The sequence below is a fragment of the Gulosibacter chungangensis genome (assembly GCF_008831155.1).
Classification (GTDB): Bacteria; Actinomycetota; Actinomycetes; order Actinomycetales; family Microbacteriaceae; genus Gulosibacter; species Gulosibacter chungangensis.
In genome coordinates, this window is record NZ_WBKB01000001.1 from 17,350 (window position 1) to 42,002 (window position 24,653).

The 24,653-nt window shown below is 63.4% G+C and carries 21 protein-coding genes; 9 read left to right on the top strand and 12 right to left on the bottom strand.

The window, feature by feature from the left end:
* Window positions 1-7: 7 nt before the first annotated feature.
* Window positions 8-3,508, bottom strand: coding sequence for a DNA-directed RNA polymerase subunit beta (gene rpoB / locus F8O05_RS00060; protein ID WP_158050677.1), 3,501 nt, complete (start codon window positions 3,506-3,508; stop codon window positions 8-10).
* Window positions 3,509-3,826: 318 nt separating this feature from the next.
* Here rpoB and F8O05_RS00065 point away from each other — a divergent pair, with 318 nt between their 5' ends.
* A complete protein-coding gene (locus tag F8O05_RS00065; RefSeq protein WP_158050679.1) occupies window positions 3,827-4,546 on the top strand; it encodes an MBL fold metallo-hydrolase in 720 nt (239 codons plus the stop codon).
* An 8-nt stretch (window positions 4,547-4,554) separates the two neighbouring features.
* On the opposite strand, the gene F8O05_RS00070 is transcribed toward F8O05_RS00065, so the two are convergent.
* The 8 genes from F8O05_RS00070 to F8O05_RS00105 form a co-directional block, all read right to left on the bottom strand.
* Entirely contained in the window at window positions 4,555-6,318 is a 1,764-nt protein-coding gene (locus tag F8O05_RS00070) for an acetyl/propionyl/methylcrotonyl-CoA carboxylase subunit alpha (RefSeq protein ID WP_158050681.1), read from the bottom strand.
* Between the two features lie 17 nt (window positions 6,319-6,335).
* Window positions 6,336-7,922 carry a 5-oxoprolinase subunit B/C family protein gene (locus tag F8O05_RS00075; protein WP_158050683.1) on the bottom strand — a complete coding sequence of 529 codons (1,587 nt, stop codon included), beginning with the start codon at window positions 7,920-7,922 and terminating at the stop codon, window positions 6,336-6,338.
* A gap of 12 nt (window positions 7,923-7,934) precedes the next feature.
* Window positions 7,935-8,696: a LamB/YcsF family protein gene (locus tag F8O05_RS00080; RefSeq protein WP_158050685.1), complete on the bottom strand. Its 762-nt coding sequence runs from the start codon at window positions 8,694-8,696 to the stop codon at window positions 7,935-7,937.
* A gap of 94 nt (window positions 8,697-8,790) precedes the next feature.
* Window positions 8,791-9,630 (bottom strand): ABC transporter permease, encoded by an 840-nt coding sequence (locus F8O05_RS00085; protein WP_158050687.1) that lies wholly within the window; start codon window positions 9,628-9,630, stop codon window positions 8,791-8,793.
* Window positions 9,631-9,676: 46 nt separating this feature from the next.
* On the bottom strand, window positions 9,677-10,675 hold the full coding sequence (locus F8O05_RS00090) for an aliphatic sulfonate ABC transporter substrate-binding protein (protein ID WP_158050689.1): 999 nt from the start codon (window positions 10,673-10,675) through the stop codon (window positions 9,677-9,679).
* Between the two features lie 81 nt (window positions 10,676-10,756).
* Window positions 10,757-11,596, bottom strand: coding sequence for an ABC transporter ATP-binding protein (locus tag F8O05_RS00095; RefSeq protein ID WP_158050691.1), 840 nt, complete (start codon window positions 11,594-11,596; stop codon window positions 10,757-10,759).
* A gap of 223 nt (window positions 11,597-11,819) precedes the next feature.
* Window positions 11,820-13,331, bottom strand: coding sequence for a catalase (locus F8O05_RS00100; protein WP_158050693.1), 1,512 nt, complete (start codon window positions 13,329-13,331; stop codon window positions 11,820-11,822).
* Between the two features lie 81 nt (window positions 13,332-13,412).
* Window positions 13,413-13,844 (bottom strand): Fur family transcriptional regulator, encoded by a 432-nt coding sequence (locus F8O05_RS00105; RefSeq protein WP_158050695.1) that lies wholly within the window; start codon window positions 13,842-13,844, stop codon window positions 13,413-13,415.
* A gap of 170 nt (window positions 13,845-14,014) precedes the next feature.
* Between F8O05_RS00105 and F8O05_RS00110 the strand changes: the two genes are divergently transcribed.
* The 6 genes from F8O05_RS00110 (at window position 14,015) to F8O05_RS00135 (ending at window position 19,199) form a co-directional block, all read left to right on the top strand.
* The gene (locus F8O05_RS00110) at window positions 14,015-14,875 is read left to right on the top strand and encodes a spermidine synthase (protein WP_158050697.1); all 861 of its coding nucleotides are present in this window, start codon (window positions 14,015-14,017) and stop codon (window positions 14,873-14,875) included.
* A 415-nt stretch (window positions 14,876-15,290) separates the two neighbouring features.
* Window positions 15,291-15,857, top strand: coding sequence for a tetratricopeptide repeat protein (locus F8O05_RS00115; RefSeq protein WP_158050699.1), 567 nt, complete (start codon window positions 15,291-15,293; stop codon window positions 15,855-15,857).
* A gap of 1 nt (window position 15,858) precedes the next feature.
* Entirely contained in the window at window positions 15,859-16,320 is a 462-nt protein-coding gene (locus tag F8O05_RS00120) for a SprT-like domain-containing protein (RefSeq protein WP_158050701.1), read from the top strand.
* Window positions 16,321-16,454: 134 nt separating this feature from the next.
* On the top strand, window positions 16,455-17,537 hold the full coding sequence (locus F8O05_RS00125; RefSeq protein ID WP_158050703.1) for a threonine aldolase family protein: 1,083 nt from the start codon (window positions 16,455-16,457) through the stop codon (window positions 17,535-17,537).
* Between the two features lie 154 nt (window positions 17,538-17,691).
* A complete protein-coding gene (locus F8O05_RS00130) occupies window positions 17,692-18,645 on the top strand; it encodes an ornithine cyclodeaminase family protein (protein ID WP_192496958.1) in 954 nt (317 codons plus the stop codon).
* Window positions 18,646-18,668: 23 nt separating this feature from the next.
* Entirely contained in the window at window positions 18,669-19,199 is a 531-nt protein-coding gene (locus tag F8O05_RS00135; RefSeq protein WP_158050707.1) for an EVE domain-containing protein, read from the top strand.
* 25 nt (window positions 19,200-19,224) lie between these two features.
* On the opposite strand, the gene F8O05_RS00140 is transcribed toward F8O05_RS00135, so the two are convergent.
* The 3 genes from F8O05_RS00140 to F8O05_RS00150 form a co-directional block, all read right to left on the bottom strand.
* Window positions 19,225-19,761 (bottom strand): DUF4916 domain-containing protein, encoded by a 537-nt coding sequence (locus F8O05_RS00140; protein ID WP_158050709.1) that lies wholly within the window; start codon window positions 19,759-19,761, stop codon window positions 19,225-19,227.
* A 40-nt stretch (window positions 19,762-19,801) separates the two neighbouring features.
* Window positions 19,802-21,244: a phosphomannomutase/phosphoglucomutase gene (locus tag F8O05_RS00145; protein WP_158050710.1), complete on the bottom strand. Its 1,443-nt coding sequence runs from the start codon at window positions 21,242-21,244 to the stop codon at window positions 19,802-19,804.
* Between the two features lie 74 nt (window positions 21,245-21,318).
* Window positions 21,319-21,534, bottom strand: coding sequence for a DUF3499 family protein (locus tag F8O05_RS00150; protein ID WP_158050712.1), 216 nt, complete (start codon window positions 21,532-21,534; stop codon window positions 21,319-21,321).
* 127 nt (window positions 21,535-21,661) lie between these two features.
* Here F8O05_RS00150 and F8O05_RS00155 point away from each other — a divergent pair, with 127 nt between their 5' ends.
* The gene (locus tag F8O05_RS00155) at window positions 21,662-22,096 is read left to right on the top strand and encodes a hypothetical protein (protein ID WP_158050714.1); all 435 of its coding nucleotides are present in this window, start codon (window positions 21,662-21,664) and stop codon (window positions 22,094-22,096) included.
* A gap of 927 nt (window positions 22,097-23,023) precedes the next feature.
* Window positions 23,024-24,532, top strand: a complete 1,509-nt coding sequence (locus F8O05_RS00160; protein WP_192496959.1) for an HNH endonuclease signature motif containing protein — start codon at window positions 23,024-23,026, stop codon at window positions 24,530-24,532.
* Window positions 24,533-24,653 lie beyond the last annotated feature (121 nt).

Sequence of the window (24,653 nt, forward strand, 5' to 3'; positions counted from 1 at the left end):
GGCGGGGTTAGATCTCGTCAACCGAGGAAGACTCGAAGCGACTGGAGATGTTGATACCGAGTTCTTCGGCGGCGCGGTAAGCGTCGTCGTCGTTCTCTTCAAGGCTGAGCACGTTGCCGTCGGCCGAGAGGACCTCGACGTTCAGGCAGAGCGAGCGCATTTCTCGGACAAGCACGCGGAAGGACTCGGGGATACCGGCCTTCTGGATGTTCTCGCCCTTGACGATGGACTCGTAGGCCTTCACACGACCGACGATGTCGTCGGACTTGATGGTGAGCAGCTCCTGCAGGGTGTAGGCGGCACCGTAGGCCTCGAGGGCCCACACCTCCATCTCACCGAAGCGCTGGCCACCGAACTGGGCCTTACCACCGAGCGGCTGCTGGGTGATCATCGAGTACGGACCGGTGGAGCGTGCGTGGATCTTGTCGTCGACAAGGTGGTGCAGCTTCAGCATGTACATGTACCCAACGGCGATCGGGTCCGGGTACGGCTCGCCGGAGCGGCCGTCGAAGAGCTGGGTCTTGCCGTCTTCGCCGACCAGGCGCTCACCGTCACGGTTCGGGCGGGTGGATGCGAGGAGGCCGCGAAGCTCTTCCTGGGTTGCGCCGTCGAACACCGGGGTCGCAACCTTGGTGCCTGGCTCAACGTGGTAAGCGTCCTCGGGCAGTTCGTGTGCCCAGTCCGGGTTACCCTCAACATCCCAACCCTGGGTTGCCACCCAGCCGAGGTGCGTTTCGAGCACCTGACCGAGGTTCATTCGCTTCGGAATACCGAGCGGGTTCAGGATGATGTCGACGGGGGTACCGTCGGCGAGGAATGGCATGTCCTCTTCCGGGAGGATCTTGGCGATGACGCCCTTGTTGCCGTGGCGGCCAGCCATCTTGTCACCCTCGGTGATCTTGCGCTTCTGTGCAATGTAGACCACGACGCGCTGGTTGACGCCCGAGCCGAGCTCGTCGTCGCCGTTTTCGACGTCGAAGACCTTGACCGAGATGACCGTACCGGCCTGACCGTGCGGAACCTTCAGCGAAGTGTCGCGGACTTCGCGGCTCTTCTCGTTGAAGATCGCGCGCAGCAGTCGCTCTTCGGCGCTGAGCTCGGTCTCACCCTTCGGGGTGACCTTACCCACGAGGATGTCGCCCGGCTGTACCTCAGCACCGATGCGGATGATGCCGCGCTCGTCGAGGTCCTTGAGCATTTCCTGGCCCACGTTCGGCAGGTCAGAGGTGATCTCTTCCTTACCGAGCTTGGTGTCACGCGCATCCACTTCGTATTCCTCGATGTGGATCGAGGAGAGTACGTCGTCACGCACCAGGTTCTGGCTGATGATGATCGCGTCCTCGAAGTTGTGACCTTCCCAGGGCATGAATGCCACGAGCAGGTTCTTACCGAGCGCGAGCTCACCGTTTTCGGTCGAGGGGCCGTCAGCGAGGACTTCGCCAACCTCAACGCGGTCGCCAGCCTTGACGATGGCGCGGTGGTTGTAGCAGGTACCCGCGTTCGAACGCTCGAACTTGCGCAGGAAGTAGGACTCCGAGCCACCCTCATCGGTCTGCACGATGATCTGGTCAGCCGAAACCGAGGTGACCACACCGGCGTTGACGGTGGTGACCACGTCACCGGCGTCAATTGCGGTGTAGCTCTCCATACCGGTACCGACGATCGGCGAGTTGGCGCGCAGCAGCGGCACAGCCTGGCGCTGCATATTCGCACCCATCAGGGCACGGTTCGCGTCGTCGTGCTCGAGGAACGGGATGAGTGAGGTACCCACCGACACCATCTGGCGCGGCGAGACGTCCATGTAGTTCACCTGGTCTGCGGGCACGAGCTCAACCTCGCCACCCTTCAGGCGGACGGTGACGTCCTCTTCAATGAACTTGCCGTCGGCATCGATCGGCGCGTTGGCCTGCGCCACCACGAACTCGTCTTCCTCGGCAGCGCTGAGGTAGTCGATCTTGGTCGACACGATGCCGTTTTCAACGCGGCGGTACGGGGTCTCGATGAACCCGAAGGAGTTGATGCGCGCGAAGGTCGCGAGCGAACCGATCAGACCAATGTTCGGGCCTTCCGGGGTCTCAATCGGGCACATGCGGCCGTAGTGCGAGGAGTGCACGTCTCGCACCTCAACACCGGCGCGCTCACGGCTCAGACCACCCGGGCCAAGGGCCGACAGACGACGCTTGTGGGTGATACCCGCGAGCGGGTTGTTCTGGTCCATGAACTGCGACAGCTGCGAGGTTCCGAAGAACTCCTTGATCGCTGCCACAACCGGGCGCACGTTGATGAGCGACTGCGGGGTAATCGAGTCGATCTCCTGCGTGGTCATGCGCTCACGAACCACACGTTCCATACGGCTCAGGCCCGTGCGGACCTGGTTCTGAATGAGCTCACCCACGGCGCGGATGCGACGGTTACCAAAGTGGTCGATGTCGTCAGTCTCGAGCGGGATGTCGGTGATCTCGCCACCGTTGCGGGTGCCTTCGATCGTGCTGTCACCGCGCTGCAGGGCAACAAGGTAGCGGATGATCGCGACGACGTCCTCAACAGAGAGGACCGAGTCACTCACCGGAGCTTCAAGACCAAGCTTGCGGTTGAGCTTGTACCGGCCGACCTTCGCGAGGTCGTAGCGCTTGCGGTTGAAGTAGTAGTTGTCGAGGAGGGCACGAGCGGCTTCCGAAGCAACCTGCTCACCCGGGCGAAGCTTGCGGTAAATGTCGCGGAGGGCTTCCTCCTGCGTCTGGATCTTCGGGTCATCCTTCGCGAGGGTGTCCATGATGGTGTCGAACCCGGCGAACTCGGCGCGGATCTCTTCTTCGCTGAGACCAATGGCACGCAGGAAGATGGTGACCGACTGCTTACGCTTGCGGTCGATACGAACGCCAACGAGGCCCTTCTTGTCGACCTCAAACTCGAGCCAAGCACCGCGCGAGGGAATCACGCGAGCCGAGAACACATCCTGGTCGGAGTTCTTCTCGGGGGTCTGGTCGAAGTAGACACCGGGGCTACGAACGAGCTGCGACACCACGACACGCTCGGTGCCGTTAATGATGAAGGTACCCTTGTCGGTCATCAGCGGGAAGTCGCCCATGAAGACCGTCTGGGTCTTGATTTCACCGGTCTCGAAGCGCATGAACTCGGCTTCAACGTAGAGCGGTGCAGAGTAGGTCTTGCCGCGCTCCTTGCACTCGTCAATCGAGTACTTTTCCGGCTCGAGGTAAGGGTTGCGGAACGTGAGCTGCATCGCGCCCGCGTTGTCTTCAATCGGAGAGATCTCTTCGAAGACCTCTTCCAGGCCCGAGATACGGGCGATGTTGGAACCACCAGACGTGGCCTCCTGATAGGCAAGAGCTGCCTTCCAGTGTTCGTTGCCTACCAGCCAGTCGAACGAATCGGTCTGAAGTGAGAGCAGGTCAGGAACCTCAAGGGTGTCCTTGATCTGCGCAAACGACAGCCGGTGCGCGTTTCGACCCGACTTCGGCATAGGAGTTGCGTTGCTCGCAGCAGCCAAAAGAATTACCTCCACACATCCCGCGGCTAACGGGACGCTCGATGCATATGGTCGTGGGGATTGGCCACGCCGCCAGGTGGTGAAATCCCTCGCCCTGCCACACATTGTGTGTAAACTCTGAGGCGTTACTCAGTGTTGAGGGCGCCAGCTCCACGAGGCGAAAGCCGCGAATTACCGCGGGAATCGGGTCGAAAGCTGAAGAGATGGACCACCAAGCCGACCGCAATATGAAGGCATGGAGCGACGAAGCGCAAACAACTACTATAGGTGGTAATTTCCTGCGTGTCTATACCGCACTTGGCGCGTACCCTCAAGTACATGACGCATCCTTTCATGCCAAAACTTGACGCGTTCGGCTCCGTCGAGATCCACTACGCGGAACTGAACGACTACGAAAACAACTGCTATGTCATCGTCGACACGACCACCGGTGCGGCCCTGATCGTTGATGCCGCCGATGCCGCGCCCTATGTGCTGCAGCTCGTCGAAACCGCTGCTGCCGCCGCTGCCGAAGCCGGCCGTCCCGAAGTGAAGCCGGTCGGCATCCTCACCACCCACATGCATCCCGACCACTGGCAGGCGCTCGCCGATGTGCGCGCGGCACTCGAGGTACCAACGCTCGCGGGGGAGGCGGATGCCCCGGAGATTCCGGTAGCCACCGATCGGGTCTTGAACCACGGGGATGTCGTGGAGGTCGGTTCGCTGACGCTGGATGTGATCGGCTTGCGCGGGCACACCGACGGCTCGGTGGCGCTGGCCGTGGTCGTCGAGGGCGAGGCGCCGCGACTGATCACCGGAGACTCGCTTTTCCCCGGCGGCATTGGCAATACGTGGGATGATGCCGAGCGTTATGAGCGGCTCCTCACCGACTGCGTGGAGCGCATCTTCCGCCGCTACCCGAACGAGACCGTGTTCTATCCCGGCCACGGCCTGCCTTCCACCCTCGGCAAGGAACGCGGCTTCCTGAACCGCTGGCGCCTGCTCGGCGGTCTCCCCGCCGAAAACCCCGCCAGCGACGCCTACTCCCCCGCCGAGTAGCGGTCGCGCTAGTCGGCGGCGGGGGTGATGCGGGCGAGCGGGGCGTCGACCCGGATGGGGGCGCCTTCGTCGACGAGCCAGGTGATGATGCCGGTGCGATCGGCTTGCACCGGCATCTCCATCTTCATGGCCTCGCACACGGCGATTGCATCGCCCTCAGCGACCTCCGCGCCGTCGGCCATGAGCCGGTGCACGAGCGTCCCTGAAATCGGTGACAGCACCGTATCGGCCGCAGTATCCGCTGCGCCATCGGCCGAAGTCTCAGCGGCGTCCCGCGGATCCACCGTGCCCGGGGCCGCGGCAGCCACCGAGAATCGCGAGAGCAGCTCGGCAGGCAGTCCCAGTTGCACGCGTCGGCCGTCCAATTCGATCGGCAGCCGCAGGAGTGCATCCGAGGTGCTCGGCTTCGCGCGCTCCCCGGGCTCCAACTTCGGCATTAGCTCGGTCTCGATCCACTGCGTGTACACGCGCGGCTGATCGGCGATGAAGTCGGCGTGATCGAGCACGGCGCGGTGGAAAGGCAGCACGGTCGCGAACCCCGAAACTTCAAGTTCCCGCAGCGCCCGCCGCGAGCGCGCGAGCGCCACCTCCCGGTTTTCGCCGGTGACCACGAGCTTCCCGAGCATCGAGTCAAACGCACCTTCAACGCGGTCACCCGTCTCGACCCCCGCATCCCACCGAACGCCGGGGCCACCGGGCACCCGCAGCTCCTCCACGGTGCCGGGTGAGGGTAAGAACCCGCGACCGGGGTCTTCGGCGTTGATACGAAACTCGAAGGCATGGCCAACCGCCACGGGCGTCTGCGTGCGCGAGAGCCCCTGGCCCTCGGCAACCCGGAACTGCTCGCGCACCAGGTCGACGCCACTGGTGGTTTCGGTGATGGGATGCTCCACCTGCAGCCGCGTATTCACTTCGAGGAAGGACACCGTGCCGTCTTCGGCGAGGAGGAACTCCACGGTGCCGGCGCCGCGATAGTTCACCGCAGCGCAGATCTTCTTCGCGGCGGTGTGGATGCGCTCCCGTACCTCATCGCTCAGGTTCGGGGCCGGAGCCTCCTCGACGAGCTTCTGGTTTCGGCGCTGCAGTGAACAGTCGCGGTCACCCACCACGAGCACTTCACCCTGCCCATCCCCAACCACCTGCACCTCGACGTGCCGCGGTTTGTCGAGGAAGCGCTCGACATAGCACTCCCCTCGACCAAAAGCCGTCACAGCCTCGCGCGTGGCCGAGTCAAAGGCCGCCGCGACCTCATCCAGCCTTCGCACGACCTTGAGGCCACGACCGCCACCACCGAAGGCCGCCTTGATCGCGACCGGCAGACCAAACTCGGTTGCGAACGCGATCGCTTCCTGCGCATCCGCCAGGGGTCGATCGGTTCCCGGCACGAGTGGCGCGCCGACCGAAGAAGCAATTTGCCGCGCGGTGACCTTATCGCCGAGCTGTTCGATCGACTCGGGCGTGGGGCCAATGAAGGTCAGGCCTGCCGCCTCGACGGCTCGGGCGAAGTTCGCGTTCTCGCTGAGGAAGCCATAGCCGGGATGCACGGCATCGGCGTTCGCTATCTGTGCGATCTCGAGCAGGCGATCAATATTGAGATAGCTCTCGCCAGGCGTGGCACCGCCGAGCGCATAAGCCTCGTCAGCCACGCGCACGTGCATCGCGTCAAAATCCTGATCCGCGTAAACGGCGATTGAGACATATCCCGCATCTGCGCAGGCTCGAGCGATACGGACCGCGATTTCGCCTCGGTTGGCGATCAGGATGCGCTGCATTCCATTCCTCATTTCAACTAGAAGTCACTAAAGGGGCGGGCGATGCGGAACCGGACCCGCATGCCGGGCGCCAATTGCCCGGCTCGGTCGAGGTCCGCATCCACCACAACACCGATGACGGGATAGCCGCCCGTGGTCGGATGATCACGCAAGAACAAGACCGGCTGGCCGTCGGTCGGCACCTGGATGGCGCCCGCCACAGCTCCCTCGCTCGGGAGCTCTGACACGGTGGCACGCTGCAGCGGCTCATCGGCCGCCAAGCGGGCTCCGACCCGATCGGACTGCGGGGTCACGAGCCAATCTTGCGAGGTTAGGGTCTCGACCCCTTCGGGGGTGAACCAGTCGGTGCGCGGACCGAGCACCACATTCAAGGTGACGCACTCTTCGGCAGCCGCCGGTTCCGAGCTTGCGATACCGCCCGGCTCGACCGGGCCGGCGAGCGCCGCATCCCCCACCGCCAGCACATCGCCAGCCTTGAGCATCGGCGCACCGAGACCCGAGAGTGTGTCCGTGCTGCCGCTGCCGAGCACGACGGGGCTGACAAAACCGCCGCGAATCGCGAGGTACCCGCGCTGCCCGCGCTGAAAGCCCGCGATCTTGATCCGGTCGCCGGCCGCAATAGCGGTCGGCGCATCCGCTGCGAGGGGATATTCGAGCCCTTCCGAGCTGATCAGGCTGCGACGGCCCGAGGCACCCACCCAGGCAATTACGCCGTCGGTGTGCGACAGCAGTTCTGCCGCTCCGCCCGCGAACTCGAGCGCGACCGTATCGGGTTCGTTCCCCACCCGGAGGTTCGCGGCACGCAGCGCACCCCGGTCGGCGGCACCGGATTCGTCGATCCCAATGTCCGCGAATCCGGGCCGGCCGTAATCTTGCAGCAGCAGCTGCATCCCGGGGCGGACGACCTCGATGGCCGCCGCTCCCGGCGCGACTTCCGGCAGTGCGCTCGTCGGCACGGCCGCTTGGGACAGATCGATTTCCTCGCGCACGGCGGCGTAGCGAACTTCCTGCCCGGGCTGGATCAGCGCGGGTGCCTCCCGGTCGAGGTCCCACATCCGCTGCGGTGTGCGACCGAGCAGCTGCCAGCCGCCCGGCGATTCCCGCGGATAGACCGCCGAGAATCCGCCCGCGAGCGCCACAGCCCCAGCCGGGATGCGCGTACGCGGTGACGGCCGACGGGGCAGATCAAAGAGCGGATCATTGCCCACGCAATACACAAACCCCGGCGCGAATCCAGCGAAGGCACCCTGCCAGGTCGCCTCGGTGTGCCGTCGGACCACTTCCGCTACGGACACGTTCAAGAGCCCGGCGATCTCCTCGATGTCCTCGCCCCGGTAGACGACCGGGATCGTCACCGGCGGCAGCTCCGAAACCACGTGCTCGGCGGCCGGAACACCCCGCAGTGTTGCGGCGAGATCCCGCGCTTGAGTCAGCCTGGGATCGAACCGCACGAGGATCGTGGTCGCGGCCGGCACCAGCTCCCTGACCGCGTCGAGCCGGGCCGCCGTCAAGGCAGCGTAGTGAGCCAGCACGGCATCCAGGTTCTGGTATTCGAGGAGTAGCGCCCGCTCTCCAGCCGGGAGGATGCGCGTAATCGGTGACATTGTCGCGTCCGCCTAGCTCACAAAGGGTGAGATTTGAACGCCCTCGCGGAGCAAGAGCTCGCGCACCGCGACCGCCATTTGCACCGCACCCGCGCTGTCGCCATGCACACAGATTGAGTCGGCCTCGAGCGTAATTTCACGACCGTCGATGGTGGTGAGCTTGCGCGTTTCCACCAGCTGCAGCATCCGGTCGGCAACGAGCCGCGGATCGTGCAACACCGAACCCGCCTTGGTTCGCGACACGAGCGCGCCATCGGCTTCATAGGCACGGTCGGCGAAGGCCTCAAGCGCGACGGTCAACCCCAGCCCCTCGGCAACCCTGGCGCTTTCGCTACCGCTGAGGCACAGCAGCACCAGGGCGGGGTCAATCGCGCGCACGGCCGCGGCCACAACCCTCGCGATCCGCGCATCCTTCGCCATCGTGTTGTAGAGCGCACCGTGCGGCTTCACATACCGCACCGGCACTTCGACCCGTCGTGCCAAGCCGAGGAGCGCCCCGAGCTGGTATTCCACATCCGCCTGCAGCACGCTGTCTTCAACCGTCATCGGCGAGCGGCCGAAGTTCGCGTAGTCGCGATACCCCGGATGCGCGCCCACGATGACGCCGCGTGCCTTCGCCTCGGCGAGCGTGGTGTGGATGCCGATCGGGTCACCGGCGTGGAATCCGCACGCGACATTCGCGCTGCTGACGATTTGGAGCATGCCAGCGTCGTCCGCCACGTGACGGTCCGGGGTGTTCTCCCCCAGATCGGAATTGAGATCGATCGATGCCATGAGATTACTTTCGCCTATTTCGGTTGGTAATCACTGGCTTGCCACCCCATAGTGAGCCCGAACACGCTGCCGCGCAGTAGTTTCGGAAGCTGAGCTAAGCCCACTTCTTAAGGGCGGCCTTTTCGGCGATCGCGAAGACGGTGTCACAGAGCTTGCCGAGCACCGCGAGCAGGATGATGGCGAGGATCATGCGGTCCACGCGGCCGTTATTTTGCGAGTCGGTAAGCAGGAACCCGAGGCCCTGCGACGAGGCCAACAGCTCCGCAGCGACCACGAACAGCCAGGCTTGCGCGAGCGCCAAGCGCAGGCCCGAGAGAATGGCGGGCAGTGCCGCGGGGATCCGCACCGCGGTGAGCAGTCGCACCCCGTGAAGCCCGAAGGCCTTCCCCGCCTCGATCAGATGCGGGTCCACGTGGCGCAGTGCCGAAGCGACTGTCGTGTACACCGGGAAGAACGCACCGATGGCGACCAGCGTCACCTTCGAGTCTTCACCGATTCCGATCCAGATCGCCAGCAGCGGCACCCAGGCCAGCCCGGTCACCGCGCGGAACGCCCCAATGGTCGGCGCGAACAGCCCGTGCGTGAGCTTTGAAAGTCCGATAGCCGAGCCGATCACGATGCCAAGCACAGCACCGATCAGGAACCCGAGCAGCACGCGCTGCAAGGAAATACCGATGTGCCCGAAGAACTGACCGCGGTCGACCAGATCGATAGCCGCATCCCACACCGCAACCGGTGCCGGCAGCTGCACGGGCGTGAAGATGCCCGCGCTCGTGCTCCACTGCCACAGTGCGAGCAGCACCACTGGCACAATCACGCCGATGGCCCAACCGAAGTTACGTCGACGACGCTTCCGGGGCGCGGCGGACTCGGGCTTCGGCGTCGGTGGAACCTCGCTGCTCGCGGTGTCCGTCAGTTCAATCGTGCTGCTCATTGTTCGCCTCCAGGCTCGCTGCGCGGTGCTAGTTCGCTGCGCGGTGCTATTCGGTGCTGCCGTTGACCGCAGTCTCGGCAAACTGCGGGTCAAAGAGGGTGTCGAGTGCCTCGTCAAAGGCCTCCTGGTTGGTGACGTCACCGCTTTCGACCATGAAACCGCCGATGGTCGCGAGGGTGGGACCGAGCTCTTCCTGCACGGGCACCGGGTTGTTTTCGAAGTTGAATCGGCTCAGCGCGAGCGCCGCGACGTCTTCTTCGAGGCCCGCTTCGGCCATGTAAATGTCGAGGGTCTCTTCCGGGTTCTCAGCGACCCACTGGCGCGCCTTTTCATAGGTGTCGATGACCACCTGCACGGTCTCCGGGTGCTGCTCAATGAACGACTCGTTCGCATTCAGGAAGATCGGGCTGATCAGCGAAGGGTCGGTGTAGAGAATCTCGTTGCCGTTCAGCTCTGCCGAAGCCATGATCGGGTCCAGACCGCTCCACGCATCCACGGTGCCGTTTTCGAGCGCGGTGCGGCCGTCGGCGTGCTGCAGGTTCTCGAGCGTGACGTCATCCGCAGTCAGCCCGTGCTGCTCGAGCGCCTGGAGCGCAAAGAAATACGGGTCGGTGCCGCGGGTGACGGCGATCGTCGAACCGGCGAGGTCTTCGACGCTTTGAAGGTCGGAGCCTTCGGGCACGACGAAGCCGAAGCCTTCACTCGCGTGCGTGATGTACACGGTCTTAATCTTGGTACCGTTCGCGCGCGCCTGCACGGCGGGGCCACCGCCGGTGGTGGCGATGTCGGCGGTCTCCGCACGCAGCGACTCGTTCGCCTTGTTCGAACCAGCCGAGAAGATCCAGTTCACGTCCACACCCTCGAGCTCTTCCTCGAGCCAGCCCTGGTCCTTGATCACGAGGCTCAGGATGCTGTAGGTCGCGTAATCGATATTGAGCTCGGTGAGTTCGCCGTCGGCCTGAGCCGAGGAGCAACCCGCGAGCGCCGAAACGCCAATCGTCGCGGTGGCAATCCCAGCGAGCACTCGCTTGAGGGTCTTGTTCATGGTGTGTCTTCCTGGTCGTGAGGGTTGTCGTTGTTCAGTCTTGCGGGCCGGGTCTTGTCGTTTCGCCGGTAGATGCGCGGCCTAGGCTTCCGAGGAAAGCTCCACACCCAGCCGGTCAAGGAGCCGATGCCGCAGCTCGCCAAACTCGTCCGAGGTGGTACTGCGTGGACGCGCTTCTTTCGGCTCCACCACATCGATGACGGTGGCCCCAGGGATCGTTTCGCCGTTGCGTTCCTCTTTCCCGAGCACCAGCACGGTGTCGGCAAGCTTCAGCGCCTCGTCAACATCGTGGGTGACAAAGAGCACCGTCGTGGGCGATGCCGCGTGAATGTCGAGCAGTAGATCGTGCATCCGCAGCCGAGTCAATGCATCCAATGCCCCGAAGGGCTCATCGAGCAGCAGCACCTCGGGGTCGCGCGCGAGCGCGCGGGCGAGCGAGGTGCGCTGCGCCATCCCGCCGGAGATCTCCCGCGGACGGTGGTCGGTAAATTCCGAAAGGCCGACGAGTTCCAGCAGCTCGCGCACCCGCGCTTTTCCCGCATCCTTGTCGAGGCTGCGAGGCAGCCCGAGCGAGACGTTCTCGAACACCGAGCGCCAAGGCAAAAGGCGCGCCTCCTGGAACGCCACGCCGCAGCGACTGTCATAGGGCTGCACCGGAGTGCGGTCGATCGTCGCTTCACCGGTGGTCGGCCCCTCGCCGAGGCCTGCAGCCAGGCGCAGCAGTGTGGATTTCCCCGAACCACTCGCGCCGATCAGCGCCACGATGTGCCGCGGCGGGATGGTCAGCGAAATGTCACGCAACACCAGGTGTGCCCCGTCGGCAGTCGGGAATGACTTCGTGACACCACGGAATTCCACCGTGCCCGCGGTGGTCGAACCCGGCTGAGAGGATGCGCTACGGGCACCTACGTTCACTGTCATTTTCGCTCACTTACCCGCCATGTCGGCGGTTCGTCGGCATTTAGGGGACGCCCCACCCTAGTTCGCGGGCGAAAGCGATTCACCCCGGGACGTAACACTGCGACGCGAAACGGCCGAGCGAGGTACGTCTTCCACGACAAAGACAGCGGTGCCCCAGTGGAATTCCACTGGGGCACCGCTGTCTTACCGAGCCCTATAGGGAGGTGCTCAGAACCTAGGCGAGCTACTTGTCAGCATCCTGGCCTTGGCCGGGTGCCGAAGCTGCCTGGGCGTTTTCGTGCCAGCGCTTCTCGATGCGCTCACCGATGGTCTGGTCAACGTTCTTCCAGTACTGGAAAGCGTTGGACAATACCGGCTCGATGACGCCGTCGAGGGCACCAGCTACGGTCTCCACGAACTTGTCGCGCTGTTCGTCATTGAAGACCTCGCGCACGAGCGTACCGGGCTGACCGAAGTCGTCATCCTCGGCGTGCAGCTCGTAGGCGCTGCGAACCAGCTCACCATCGGAGGTCCAACCGTTTTCAACCGGACCCAGGTTGTCGGCGTGGGGGCGACCGAAGGAGTTCGGCGCGTAGACCGGGGCGTTACCCGAGTGGTCGAAACGCATGTTGCCATCAAAGGTGTAGCTGTTGACCTTGTTGATCGGACGGTTCACCGGCAGCTGCGCAAAGTTCGTGCCGATGCGGGCACGCTGTGCGTCTGCGTAGCCGTACATGCGACCCATGAGCATCTTGTCCGGCGAGATGCCGGTGCCGGGGACGTAGTTCGACGGTGCAAACGCGGCCTGCTCGATCTCAGCGAAGAAGTTCGCCGGGTTCTCGTTCAGCGTCAGCTTGCCAACCTCGTGCAGCGGGTAGTCCTTGTGCGACCAGGTCTTGGTGAGGTCGAAGGGGTTGAAGCGGTAGGTCTTCGCCTCGTCGTACGGCATGACCTGCACCTTGAGCGTCCACGACGGGTTCTCGCCACGCTCAATCGCCTCGAAGAGGTCGCGGCGGTGGAACTCGGCGTCCTTACCGGCGAGCTCTTCAGCTTCCTGGTTCGACAGGAAGTGCACGCCCTGGTCGGACATCCAGTGATACTTCACCCAGAAGATTTCACCGTCCTTGTTGATCCAGGAGTAGGTGTGCGAGGAGTAACCGTTCATCTCACGCCAGCTGCGGGGCAGGCCACGCTCACCCATGAGGTAGGTCACCTGGTGTGCCGTTTCGGGGTTCTGGGTCCAGAAGTCCCACTGCATGGTGCCGCTACGAAGGCCCGAGTCAGGCAGACGCTTCTGCGAGCGGATGAAGTGGGGAAACTTCATCGGGTCACGGAGGAAGAACACCGGGGTGTTGTTGCCCACGATGTCGAGGTTGCCCTCTTCGGTGTAGAACTTCAGCGCGAACCCGCGAACGTCACGCCAGGTGTCGGGCGAACCCTGCTCACCGGCAACGGTCGAGAAACGAGCGAGCGAACGGGTCGTGTTGCCCTTCTGGAACATGTGCGCGTGCGTCCACTGCGAAACATCCTCGGTCGCCTCGAAAACACCGAAAGCACCCGCGCCCTTGGCGTGCGGGTTACGCTCGGGCACACGCTCGCGGTTGAATGCCGAGAGCGTTTCAACGAGCTGGACATCGTGCAGGACGATGGGGCCGTTCGAACCAACGGTGAGCGAGTTGCGGTCGCTCTCCGCAGGGGCACCGTTCTGGCGGGTGGACGGCAGCGTCGGGTCAATTTGGGATTCGAATTGAGTCACATTCACTCCTCGTGATTGTTCGGAATGTCGGTTTCTTCTCTTACGCACTACAAACTCATGACGCAGGTGGCAGCTGTTCCCTCAGGACGCGATGGGTACGGCGGCGCACTCGGGGCACTGCCCCCGATAGGTCACTTCCGCAACACGGACGTTGAAGCCGTCCGCGTGCGGGAACATGCACGGCGCCTCACCGATAGCGCAGTCGACATCGATGATCTTGCCGCAGTCATCGCAAATGAGGTGATGATGGTTATCGTCGGTGCGGGTCTCATACCGCGCCGGGGAACCATCCAGCCTCCGAATGAGTCCGCTCGCTACGAAGTCATCCAGGCTCACGTACACGGCTTGCTTCGTCAGGCTAGGCACGCGCGCTGCAGTGTGATGAAAGACTTCGTCGACCGATGCATGTGGATGCGCTTCCAGTGCTTCCAGCAGTGCGAGTCGCCGCGAGGTCACCCGCAGACCGGCCGCGCGGAGGCGGTCGGTCCAGGAATGCTGTTCGCGATCGGTCATGTTGTTACCTTATCGCTTTATTGATTAATTCAAAAGAGTATTTTGATGAATTCAAAAGAATCTTTTGAATAATTCAAGATTACTGTGGGGTTCCGACAAGTCACTCAGAGCATCCACAACAGCGTGTCTCCGCTGGCCTGAGCAAGCACGAAACATGGCAGGATGGCGACATGGCACGGAAGCGACAGGACACCGAATTCACCGCGACCCTCGCATCCGGCCGGCAGGCCACCGCCGACTTCGACGGCCCCTATGTCACGCTCCTCGTCGACGGCACGCCACAGTCCGAGATCAACCTCGAGGACCCAGCCGACCTCAGCTTCGGCTATATCCGCCACATGGGACACGTGCTCGACCTGGCTTTCCCGAAGCGTCAGGCTCTCACCGCGCTCCACCTCGGCGCCGGTGCGCTCACCATCCCGCGCTTTCTCGAACACACCCGGCCCGGCTCCCGCCAACAGGTCATCGAACTCGAACGAGACCTGATCGAGTTCGTCCGCGAGGTCGCCCCGCTACCCCAGCACGCATCCATTCGGATTCGCTACGGCGATGCTCGTGAGCAACTCGCGCGACTGCCTCGAGGCCTCGTCGGCAAGGTGGATGCGCTGGTCGTGGATGTCTTCGCCGGCGCCCAAACTCCCGCGCACGTTACCTCGCTGGAGTTCTTCACCGAGCTCGAAAGTTTCCTCGCGCCGGCTGGCGTACTGCTCGTGAATATCTCAGACGGGCACGATCTCGCATTCGCGCGCGGGGAAGTCGCGACGATTCGCGAGGCAATTGGGCCAACCCACTTGATTTCCGATCCGGCCGTATTTAAGGGTCGACGCTTTGGGAATATCGTCGCCGTCGCAACCCGCGAACACCGTGAGTTCCCGGGACTTGCCAGGTTGGCCGCATCCGGCTTTCCACCCGCGACCGTGCACAGCGATGCCCAAACCTTCCAGTGGTTGCGCGGCGCATCCGCCGTGCGCGATGCTGACGCGACGCCCTCGCCTACCCCGGCAAGCTCACTCTTCACCCGCCGCTCTTAGCGTGTCGCAACCGCTCCGGCGTCTCTATGCGGAGATCTGTGCGAACTACCACTGACCGGATGCGTTTGTGTCCATACCCTTGTGGCATGAGCGAACAGACAGCGCCCAAGCCGCTCGCGACACGACTGCGGTTGAAAGATCAAACGACCATCGCGTTCTGGCCCGAGAAGAACGTGCTGCCACAGGCCATCCAGAGTCTTGCAAATGATCGCCCGACGGTGCCGCGACTGGACCAAGCCGACGTTGTCGTGGCGAATCTGTCAGACCGCGCATCGGCGGTGGCATTCTTCGATCCGCATCAGGCCACTGAAACCTGGCGAAAGCGGTCTGCCTGGATAGCGCCATTGCGAGTGTTTTCCACATCCACGGCGGGGTCGGTTCACTTTCCCAAGCTGATCCGGATACGCTCGTGGGCGTGTCTGACTCTCCGATTATCCTTGGCTACGACCCCGAGACCCTGCGCGAGCGCATTGACGTGGACGCCGCTAACGAACGTCTCGAGGAGATCGAACGATTCCGCTCACTCTCGGCGCTGAACGAGCAGGTCGCACTGCTGCGCATGCTCGGGCGTCTCGACGAGGCTTTCGAGAAGGCACAGACGGCGCTGCGCCAGTCACGATTCACCGGTTCGCGGGAAGACTCCCTCGCCGCTCGCGTGCGTCGCGCGCAGGTCGAGCAGTACCAGGGGAAGTTAGATGCGGCACTCAATGACCTCACGGGCTGCGTTGACGAGGCGGTCGCTCACGAGTGGGACGAGCTGGCTGGGTTCTCACTGCAGCATCGCGGCAAGGTGCTCTTTGAACTCGGCCGGGTCGATGAAGCCCTCGCCGACTTCGAACGGGCACTGAAATACCGCGAAACGGACGGCATCCCGGCCGATCAGACCAACTCCACCAAGTTCGCGATTCACGCGGTGCGCGCAAAGCTGCAGGGCACCTCGACGGAAGAGTTCGACGAGCCGATCACCTCGATCGACAACTAGCGTGGCGGATCTCAAGGAAGTCCAGCGGTGGGCGGCCGAACTCATGGCCAAGTACCTCGACGAGTCCTGGTCCTTCACCTTTGACCGAGCGAAAACCCGCGCCGGGAAGTGCAATTTCGATAAGCGGCAGGTTTCACTGTCGATGTATCTTGCGGCGAAGCACTCTGACGAGCAGGTGAAGCAGACCCTGCTGCACGAAATCGCCCATGCGAAAGTTGGACCAAAGGCCGGCCACGGCCCAATCTGGCAGTCCTATGCGGCGCAGATCGGCTACACGGGTGGGCGCACGCACACAGCCTCGGTGGCCGACGAATTTGCGAAGTATGTGGGTATTTGCCCGAATGGACACGAAATATATCGATTCCGTCGGCCCGGAACGAAGCCGGTGTCCTGCGCGAAGTGTTCGAAGCGCTTCGACCAGCGTTACCTCATTCGCTGGTACGAGCGCCAGCCTGTGGACTAGGCCTGCAGCCAGTTGACCTCATCCGCGTGCAGCCCTGCCCGCTTGCAGATCGCATGCGTGAAAAAATCTGCCACCAGCAGGTAGTCCCTGCCAATAGCACCACGGACTACCCGCTGGTGGCTTAAAATTCTCGCGTGACTCCTTCACCTACTGACTCGGCAGCGCTGCACGACCCTTCCGCCTATCATTTCGGCTCGGATAACTATGCGGGGGCGCACCCGCAGGTGCTTGCCGCGCTCGCCCAGGCTAACGGTGGCCATGTGCCCGGCTACGGTGCTGATCCCTATACTGAGCGGCTCGATGAAGTGGTGCGGGAGCTGTTCGGCGAGCGGGCCGAGGTCTATCCGGTATTCAACGGCACCGGAGCCAATGTCGTCGCGTTGCAGGCACTCACTCCCCGCTGGGGCGGCGTGTTCACGGCGGCAAGTGCACACATCAACACCGACGAGCAGGCAGCACCGGAACGGCTCGCGGGGCTCAAAATCCTCTCGGCATCCACAGACGACGGCCGCCTCACTCCGGAACAAGTCGCCCGCGCGGCCACCGCAACGGCTCCCGATGACCCACACCGCGCCTACCCGCATGTGCTCTCCTTCTCGAACTCCACCGAGTTCGGCACGGTTTACTCCCTGCAGCAGACTCGCGAGCTGGTCGCCAGCGCACGCGAACAGGGGATGCGAGTCCACCTCGATGGTTCACGGCTCGCGAATGCAGCCGCGGCCACGGGCGCCACGCTCGCGCAGCTCAGCGAGGGTGTCGATGTGATCTCGCTCGGCGGCACCAAGATCGGTGGCATGATCGCGGAGGCCATCGTGGTCCGCGAACCCGAATCGGTGCACGGAATTGAGATCATCCGCAAGTTTTCCATGCAGCTCGCCTCGAAGCAGCGCTTCATCGCCGCGCAACTACTCGCACTCTACGAGGGCGATCTCTGGCTCGAGAACGCTCGGCACGCCAATGCGCAGGCGCAACACCTGGCCGCGCGGCTGCGCGAAACGCAAGGTTGTGAGGTGCCCCTGCCCGTCGAGGCCAATGCGGTGTTCGCCAAATTGCCACCCGGTGTCGCGGATGCTGTTCGTGCCCGCGGCATCTCGTTCTACGATTGGCCGGCGTTTCCCGGCGTGGTCCGTCTCATGACCGCTTGGGATACCCCCGATCAGGCCATTGACCGGCTGATTCGTGAGATTGAGCGCGCAGTGGCAACACAACGTCTGTAGCCAAGCCGCAAACCCGCTACGATTTGCAAAATGCGCGTCGTTGCGCTCGTGACTTGACAGGCAGAGCAGCTTCGGCCGCGCAGCCACGCGCAAACTGCACAAGGTGTCACGGCACCGTGCCGCGCTACCATCACACCGTATTGAAGGGACCCCGGTGTCATTCCCTCACATCACCACCCAGCACATCCGCAAGCACGTCACCTACCAGAATGCGATCGATGCGCTCAGGGAAGCGCTCCTGGCCGACGTAGACCCGGCCGAAGATTTTGACCGCAAGATTCTGGGACTACCCGATGGCAAGCAGCTGTTGTTCATGCCTTCGCAGTCTTCGCGGTGGGTCGGTTCCAAGCTCATCTCGGTGAACCCAAATAACACCGCACGCAATAAGAGTCGAGTGCAGGGCCTGTATTTGCTGATGGATGCGGATACCACCACCCCGCAGGTCGTGATCGACGGGAATGAGCTCACTTCGATCCGCGCCGCCGCGGTTTCGATGCTGGTGGCAGATATCGTGCTCGGTCGGGACCCCGGGGAACTCCTCGTCTACGGCTACGGTGCCCAGGCCCGCTCCCATACCCTCGCGCTGAAGGAGATCCGTCCCCGGATGGGACGGCTCATCGTCCACGGGCGTCGCCCCGAGCGTGCCGAAATGTTCGCGGCGAACGCCTCCGAACACGGTTGGTTCGCGCGCACCGGCTGCGCCGTCGACCCTGACGTCGCCGCCGGCCAGAGCGACGTGATTGTGACCGCGACCGGCGCATCCGAACCGCTCTTTGATTCGGAAGCCGTTCGCCCCGGTACCCTCGTGCTCGCAATCGGTTCGCACAACCACGACCAGCGCGAGCTCGATTCCAAGCTCATCGCCCGGTCGAACGTGGTCGTCGAAGATGTCAACACCGCGATGCGCGAGGCGGGCGATATCGTGCTCGCTGCTAAGGAAGGCGCGATCACCGCTGAGGAGCTGATCCCGCTGCGCGATCTCATCCGTGGCGAGCGCAAGCTGGACTCTTCCAAGCCCACCGTGTTCAAGAGTGTCGGGATGTCGTGGGAAGATCTCGTGGTCGCCGGTGAAATCTACGAGCGCGTACCGACGGCAGCATTGCGCTAATTATTCCGCGAGGGGGTGCACGATTGGGAATCCGCTATTGGCTCATCGTGCATCCCCTCGACCGGGCCCGGGACTTGATTGCCGGCGGCTATGCGCAAGTCGCCTGGGGCAGCCTCGAACCGCTCGACCGGATGGGTGTATCCGACGGGGTCGTGATCTATTGTCCGCGGAGGGAAAACCCAGAGGGAGAGCCACTGCGCGCTGCCGTGCAGGCCGGCCGGGTGCTCTCCCCCGAGCCCTATCAGTCGGGTGCGGCAGGCAGGTCACCTTGGCGGGTCGATGTCGAGTGGCTGCCGGATGCGCAATTCGGCTATATTCGCCCGCTGCGAGACATGCTCGAGCTCACCCGCGATTCGAAATTTTGGGGTGAACAGTTACGCCCCGGCTGGGTCGAGCTGTCGCGGCGCGACTTCGAGATTTTTGAGGATGCGGTGCGCAGGCCGGCGCCCGACCCGAGCGGTTTCGTACTGCGGGCGCTGCAGGAGGGTGGGGTGTATGGGCCGGGCCGTGCGCAGGATGGGTTTGACGGGGACCGGCCGCGGCTGATTCGCTAGCGCCTGTGGCGTCAGGGCCGCCGACCTACCACGCACCGAGGTGGCCAAGAGCCGTACGTAGGATCTTCCCGCGGCCGCCCTCGAGCTCTTCGAGCAGGTCGGGATCTTTGGCTTCCTCCGGAGTCACCCAGGTGACCTCCAACGCATCCTGCCGCGGGGCGCACTCCCCCGACACCGGAACGATGTACTCGAGCGCCACCGCATGCTGACGTTCGTCGTAGAGATCCGTCATTGGCAGTGGCGAGAACTCGGCGACGGTGAAGGGCGACAGGCTGATCGGCACCTGCGGGAACGCCATCGCGCCGAGGTCCTTCTCGAGGTGACGCATCAGCGCACCGCGCACGGTCTCGCCGTATCGCACTCGACCGGACACGAAGGTCCGCGTGATCATGCCGTCGCTATTGGCGCGCAACAGCAGGCCAATGTGTTCGACGACGCCCGCATCATCCACCCGCACCGGAATCGCTTCCACGTACAGGATCGGCATACGACGGCGGATGACCTCAAGGTCGCTCTCGCTCATCCAGCCGGAGGCTTCGGGGTCTGGTGTGCGCAAGTCCATGGTGCTCATTCTGCACCATGGAGGAGGCTTGCGGGTGACGCTAGGAGCGGATCAGCGCAAGTGCCCGATCGCGCACCTCAGCCATGAGCGCTTCACTGGATGCTTCCACGTTCAAACGCAGCAGCGGTTCGGTGTTCGAGGGGCGGATGTTCGCCCACCACCACTGCGCGCCACCGGCTGTGAAGGTGATGCCGTCGAGTTCATCCATCGAGGCTCCCACCCCACCGGGCCCAAAATCGGTGACCAGGCGCTCATAGGCGGCCGGAACATCCGCCACCGTGGAGTTGATCTCACCGGAGGCAAAATATGGCGTGTGGCGAGCTGCGATTGCCGAAATCGGCTCGGTGTTCGCCCCCACTGTCGCGAGCACGTGCATGGCCGCGAGCATGCCGTTATCGGCACCCCAGAAGTCGCGGAAGTAGTAGTGCGCCGAATGCTCGCCACCAAATACCGCGCCGGTGCGCGCCATCTCCGCCTTGATGAGCGAGTGTCCCACGCGGGTGCGGACGGGGGTGGCTCCCGTGCCTTCGATGGTTTCGGGCACGTGACGGCTCGTGAGCAGGTTGTGGATCACATGGATGCTCTGCTCGCCCGACTGCGCGGCGCGGGTAATCTCGCGAGCGGCAACGAGCGCCGTCACGGCCGAGGGTGAGACCGGCTGGCCCTCCTCATCCACCACGAAGCATCGATCGGCGTCGCCGTCGAAGGCGAGCCCGAGGTCGGCATGTTCTTCGACGACGCGCTGCTGCAGATCCACCAGGTTTTTGGGGTCGAGCGGATTCGCTTCGTGGTTTGGGAAGTTGCCGTCCAGTTCGAAGTACAGCGGAACGATTTCAAGCGGGAGCTTTGCCAGCCCCGCAAGTGTCCCCAGCACGGCCGGCACGGTGTGCCCGCCCATTCCGTTCCCCGCATCCACCACGATTTTCAGCGGACGGATGTTGGCGAGCTCGACCAGACTGCGCAGATATACGGCGTAGTCAACGAGGACGTCAGCTTCGGTTTCGGTGCCGAGTTGGTCTGCCGCGGGAATGCCCGCCGCGAGGTAGTCAGCCGCGCGGTCGCGGATGGCGGCGAGGCCGGTATCCAGCGAGATGCCGCGGGCACCGGCACGGGAAATCTTGATGCCGTTGTAGCTAGCGGGGTTGTGTGAGGCCGTGAACATAGCCGCCGCCGCGTCGCGGATTCCGGAGGCGTAGTAGTTCATGTCGGTCGAGCACAGGCCAATGTGCACGATATTGGCGCCGCGAGTGCGGGCTCCTGCTGCGAATGCGCGCGCGTAAGCGGGGCTCGAGTCGCGCATATCGTGGCCGATCACGAGCTCTTCGCCGGCGAGTTCGAGTTCGTCTGCGGTCGCTGCGCCCAGGGCGTTGATCAGCGGTTCGGTGAGGGTGTCTCCGACGAGCCCGCGAATGTCGTAGTTCTTGACGACCTGCTGCAGGTCGCCGAGATCGGCACCGCTAGCCGGTTGAATCGCAATTTGCATAGACGCCAACCTACCCCGCCCGCGCAAACTCGGCTAAATTTCCCTCTCTAATCGCGCGATACCAGGGTGGGTAGCTAGTGGGAATCGATCCCGATCGGTGTCGGCTTAATGAGCGTCCAACCCTCCGGAACGCTCGTGCGTGAGGCGTGGAGAGCGCACAGGTCATAGCTGTGCGGTTCCGCCTGGAAAGCGAGTGGCCCAATGGCCGCCATCTGGTCGTCGTAGTCAAAGGTAAGCGTGTATTCCGCACGTCGGGAGCACGCTACCCGACAGCAGGGGCGAGTACGCATACGGTAACGATAGCGCCCTCAGGCAGTTTCCTCGTACTTGCCGGGCCGTTCCGGGCGGAGTGGGCAGCGCTTCGCATTATTACCCGGGGTGCTTCACGCTTGATGTGCCAGGGGTAAGCTGGTGGGTATGGCAAGTCGGAGGCGCAGTGCGGGGACACGTCGTTCTCGCGGTTCGCGGTCACGGCACGGTCGGGCGCTGCGCTCCAGCGTTGCTGGGCCACACCTGCCGCAGCTGACCGGACGCATCCCCCGTTTCCATCAGGTTGTGGGCGAAACGCTTGGTTTTTTGCGCGCGGTCGCGCCCGAGCAGATGAAGGATGTACGGCTCGGCATCGCGCCGATGCCGATGGCCGATCAGGGCCTCAATAATTCCAATCGTTGGCATGTGCAGGATGCGCACAGCGTGATCATCTTCCGTGTCCCGATCGAGCGGCTCGTCAATATTTCACTCTCGGAACCTCGCGATCAGATTCGCTATCGCGAATACGTCGAGCACACGGTGATGCTCGCGGTAAATGACCTCCTCGACGGCGGCCTCGAGGACATTCTCCACCGGGACTAAGCGCAGTTTGGCGCTCGCTTCCTGCGGACTACGTAGCACACCCATCACACCCGACCCTCGCTCGCCTCATTCCATTGCTCCTTGCTCTCCGGCGACGATGTCGGTGGCTCGGGGTACTTTCGCGTTAGGTATTTCACGTCCATTCGACCTCCAAAACTCGAACATAGAACCAAGATTTCAACTCTTGCTATTCGCTATTTTATTCGGTACTGTGGGTCGTAGCAAGTCGAATTTATGACTCAACAGTCTCGAGTTCCAGCGACGGAGGTGACCTTAGTTATGACCATTTTGACCGGTGACACGTGTGTAACGACGAGCACATCTGCAAGCGCCGACGCGACTTCGCAGCCGCCGAGCGATTCTTTCTTCGTGCGTCATAGCGATGGTCGCGTGATGAACGCCGCCGAGTTTCTCGATCTACCCGCTTCCGGTTCGCCCATCCCGAGCACGGCAGCGCCGAAACCGCAACCGCGAGCCCGTCGCACCCGCTACACTCGCGCCATCGAGAACCTCCGCGCCACGTATCATGCCCAACAGGAGTCCGAGCAGAAGGCTAAGAAAGCAGCACGCAAAGCCGCTAAGAAGGCTAAAAAACAAGCTAAGCAAGTCAATAAGCAACCATTCACGCAACACTCGGAGGCCGTGGATTCGCACTGCACTGAGGCAGGCACCAACCTAACCGAGCCTGCATCAGCGCCGCAGCCCTCGAATTCCAGTGCAGCCGCAACCGGGTCACCCTTGTCAAGTGCCACCGATGCCCGTGGGATCCCCTGGGGTGGTCCGAAGCGTACAGCCCCGAGCGGTGGTGCCAGGTCCGAGACAACGACTACAGCTGGACCAACTGGCCGCGGTGGCGAGAGTGGGCCGCCGCAACGCCAAGACCAGCGCTCGCGGCGGCGAGGTCGACCACGCGCGAATACTGGGTCCATGTCCCCGGCAGATTCCATTCGGCATGATGAAGTTGTCACCTCGCTTGACGCGTTCTCGACCGCGTTCCGAGCCCGCGCCGCCGCGGACGCTGCCCAACTACGGGCCCTCGCTGTGGCATACGAGATCGGCCTCGAACGGGCAATCGCCGAACTCGCGCCAAACCCGGACAAGCGCAAGTCCGTGCTGTTTGATGACGAGGACCAACAACGCGTGCTCTCTTGGCATCTGAATTCCATCGTGGGAGAGTTCGCGATCGCCACTAACGACACCGACCAATCCCTCCGTAACCGAGCTGGTGACGCCAACCTCCTCGTGACTGCGTTTCCGAGCTGGCTCGATGCGCTTGAGGCCGGGCGCATCGACCTGCGCCACGTGCAAGCTGTCCTCAAATCCGGGCGGCAGCTGCCAGACCAGCACCAAGCCGAGTACGGTGCGGTGGTGCTCGAGTTTGCGGCGACCCACACGCCACGCGAAACCATGATCTTCGCGGAAGAAGCCGCCGCCACGATCGCTGCGACGGCGTTCGAAGAGGCCCATGCTCAGGCACGCACCAACCGCGGCGTCACGGTACGCCATGACGGGCTTGGGATGGCCACTCTCACCGCCTATATCCCCAGCGAGCAGGCGACTCCCGCGGTGGAACTGCTCGAACTCGGTGCACGGGAACTACAGGCGCTTGACTCGAAAGCCGCTGCCGAGCATGCCGCGGCCGTCGAGCATGCCCGCAAGCACGGGCTTCCCGAGCCCGCACCGTTCCTCCCAGACACTCGGAGTATCGGACAAATCCGCGCCGATCTGTTCATGGAAACACTGTTGTGCGCGGCACCGGGAGAATCGCGAGTCAAGACCACGCTAAACATCACGATCCCAGCGCTGACCCTGCTGAACAACACCCGCGCCACCGCGCCGCAGACGACTCCCGATACACACAGCAACGACAACGTCGCCGAAACTACTGCTGACTCGGGAGCTGCCGCAACCACCGGAGCAGCTGGAGCCTTCGACACTTCCAACACCGGTGTTGAAGTGGACGGTTGGCGAGCGGAGGGATTCAGCCCCGCGCTGCTCAACGGAATCCATCCGATCAGCATCGCCCAGGCTTGCCAGCTTGCCGCCAATGCCCCGTTCCTGCAACGAATTCTCACTGATCCAATCACCGGGCAAGTCATCGCCGTTGACAAATACGAGATGACCCTCGATATGCGAAGGTTCATCCAAGCTCGGGACCGAACCTGCAGATTCCCGGGCTGTATTCGGCCCGCGGAACGCTGCGACGCAGACCATACACACCCGTACAGTGAAGATGGGCCAACCGATATCGAAAACCTCGCGCATTTATGTCGCGGGCATCACGTGCAAAAACATCACAAACCCTGGACCGTCACCAACCTCGGCGGCGGGGTCCTGGAATGGCGCTCCCCGCTCGGTCAAGTCACGACGACAAGGCCGCGCCCATATGGTCCGGTATTCGTGCCGACCGGGCAATACGGGCCGCCGCCGTTCTAGCGATCCTCCGTATACCGACACGACGACCAGCACGGGCACCAGCACCAGCACCAGCACTTTGACCACTAGCTGCTGTCAACCAGCCACGCGCTCGGCCTATCTCACGGCCCACTCCACGGCC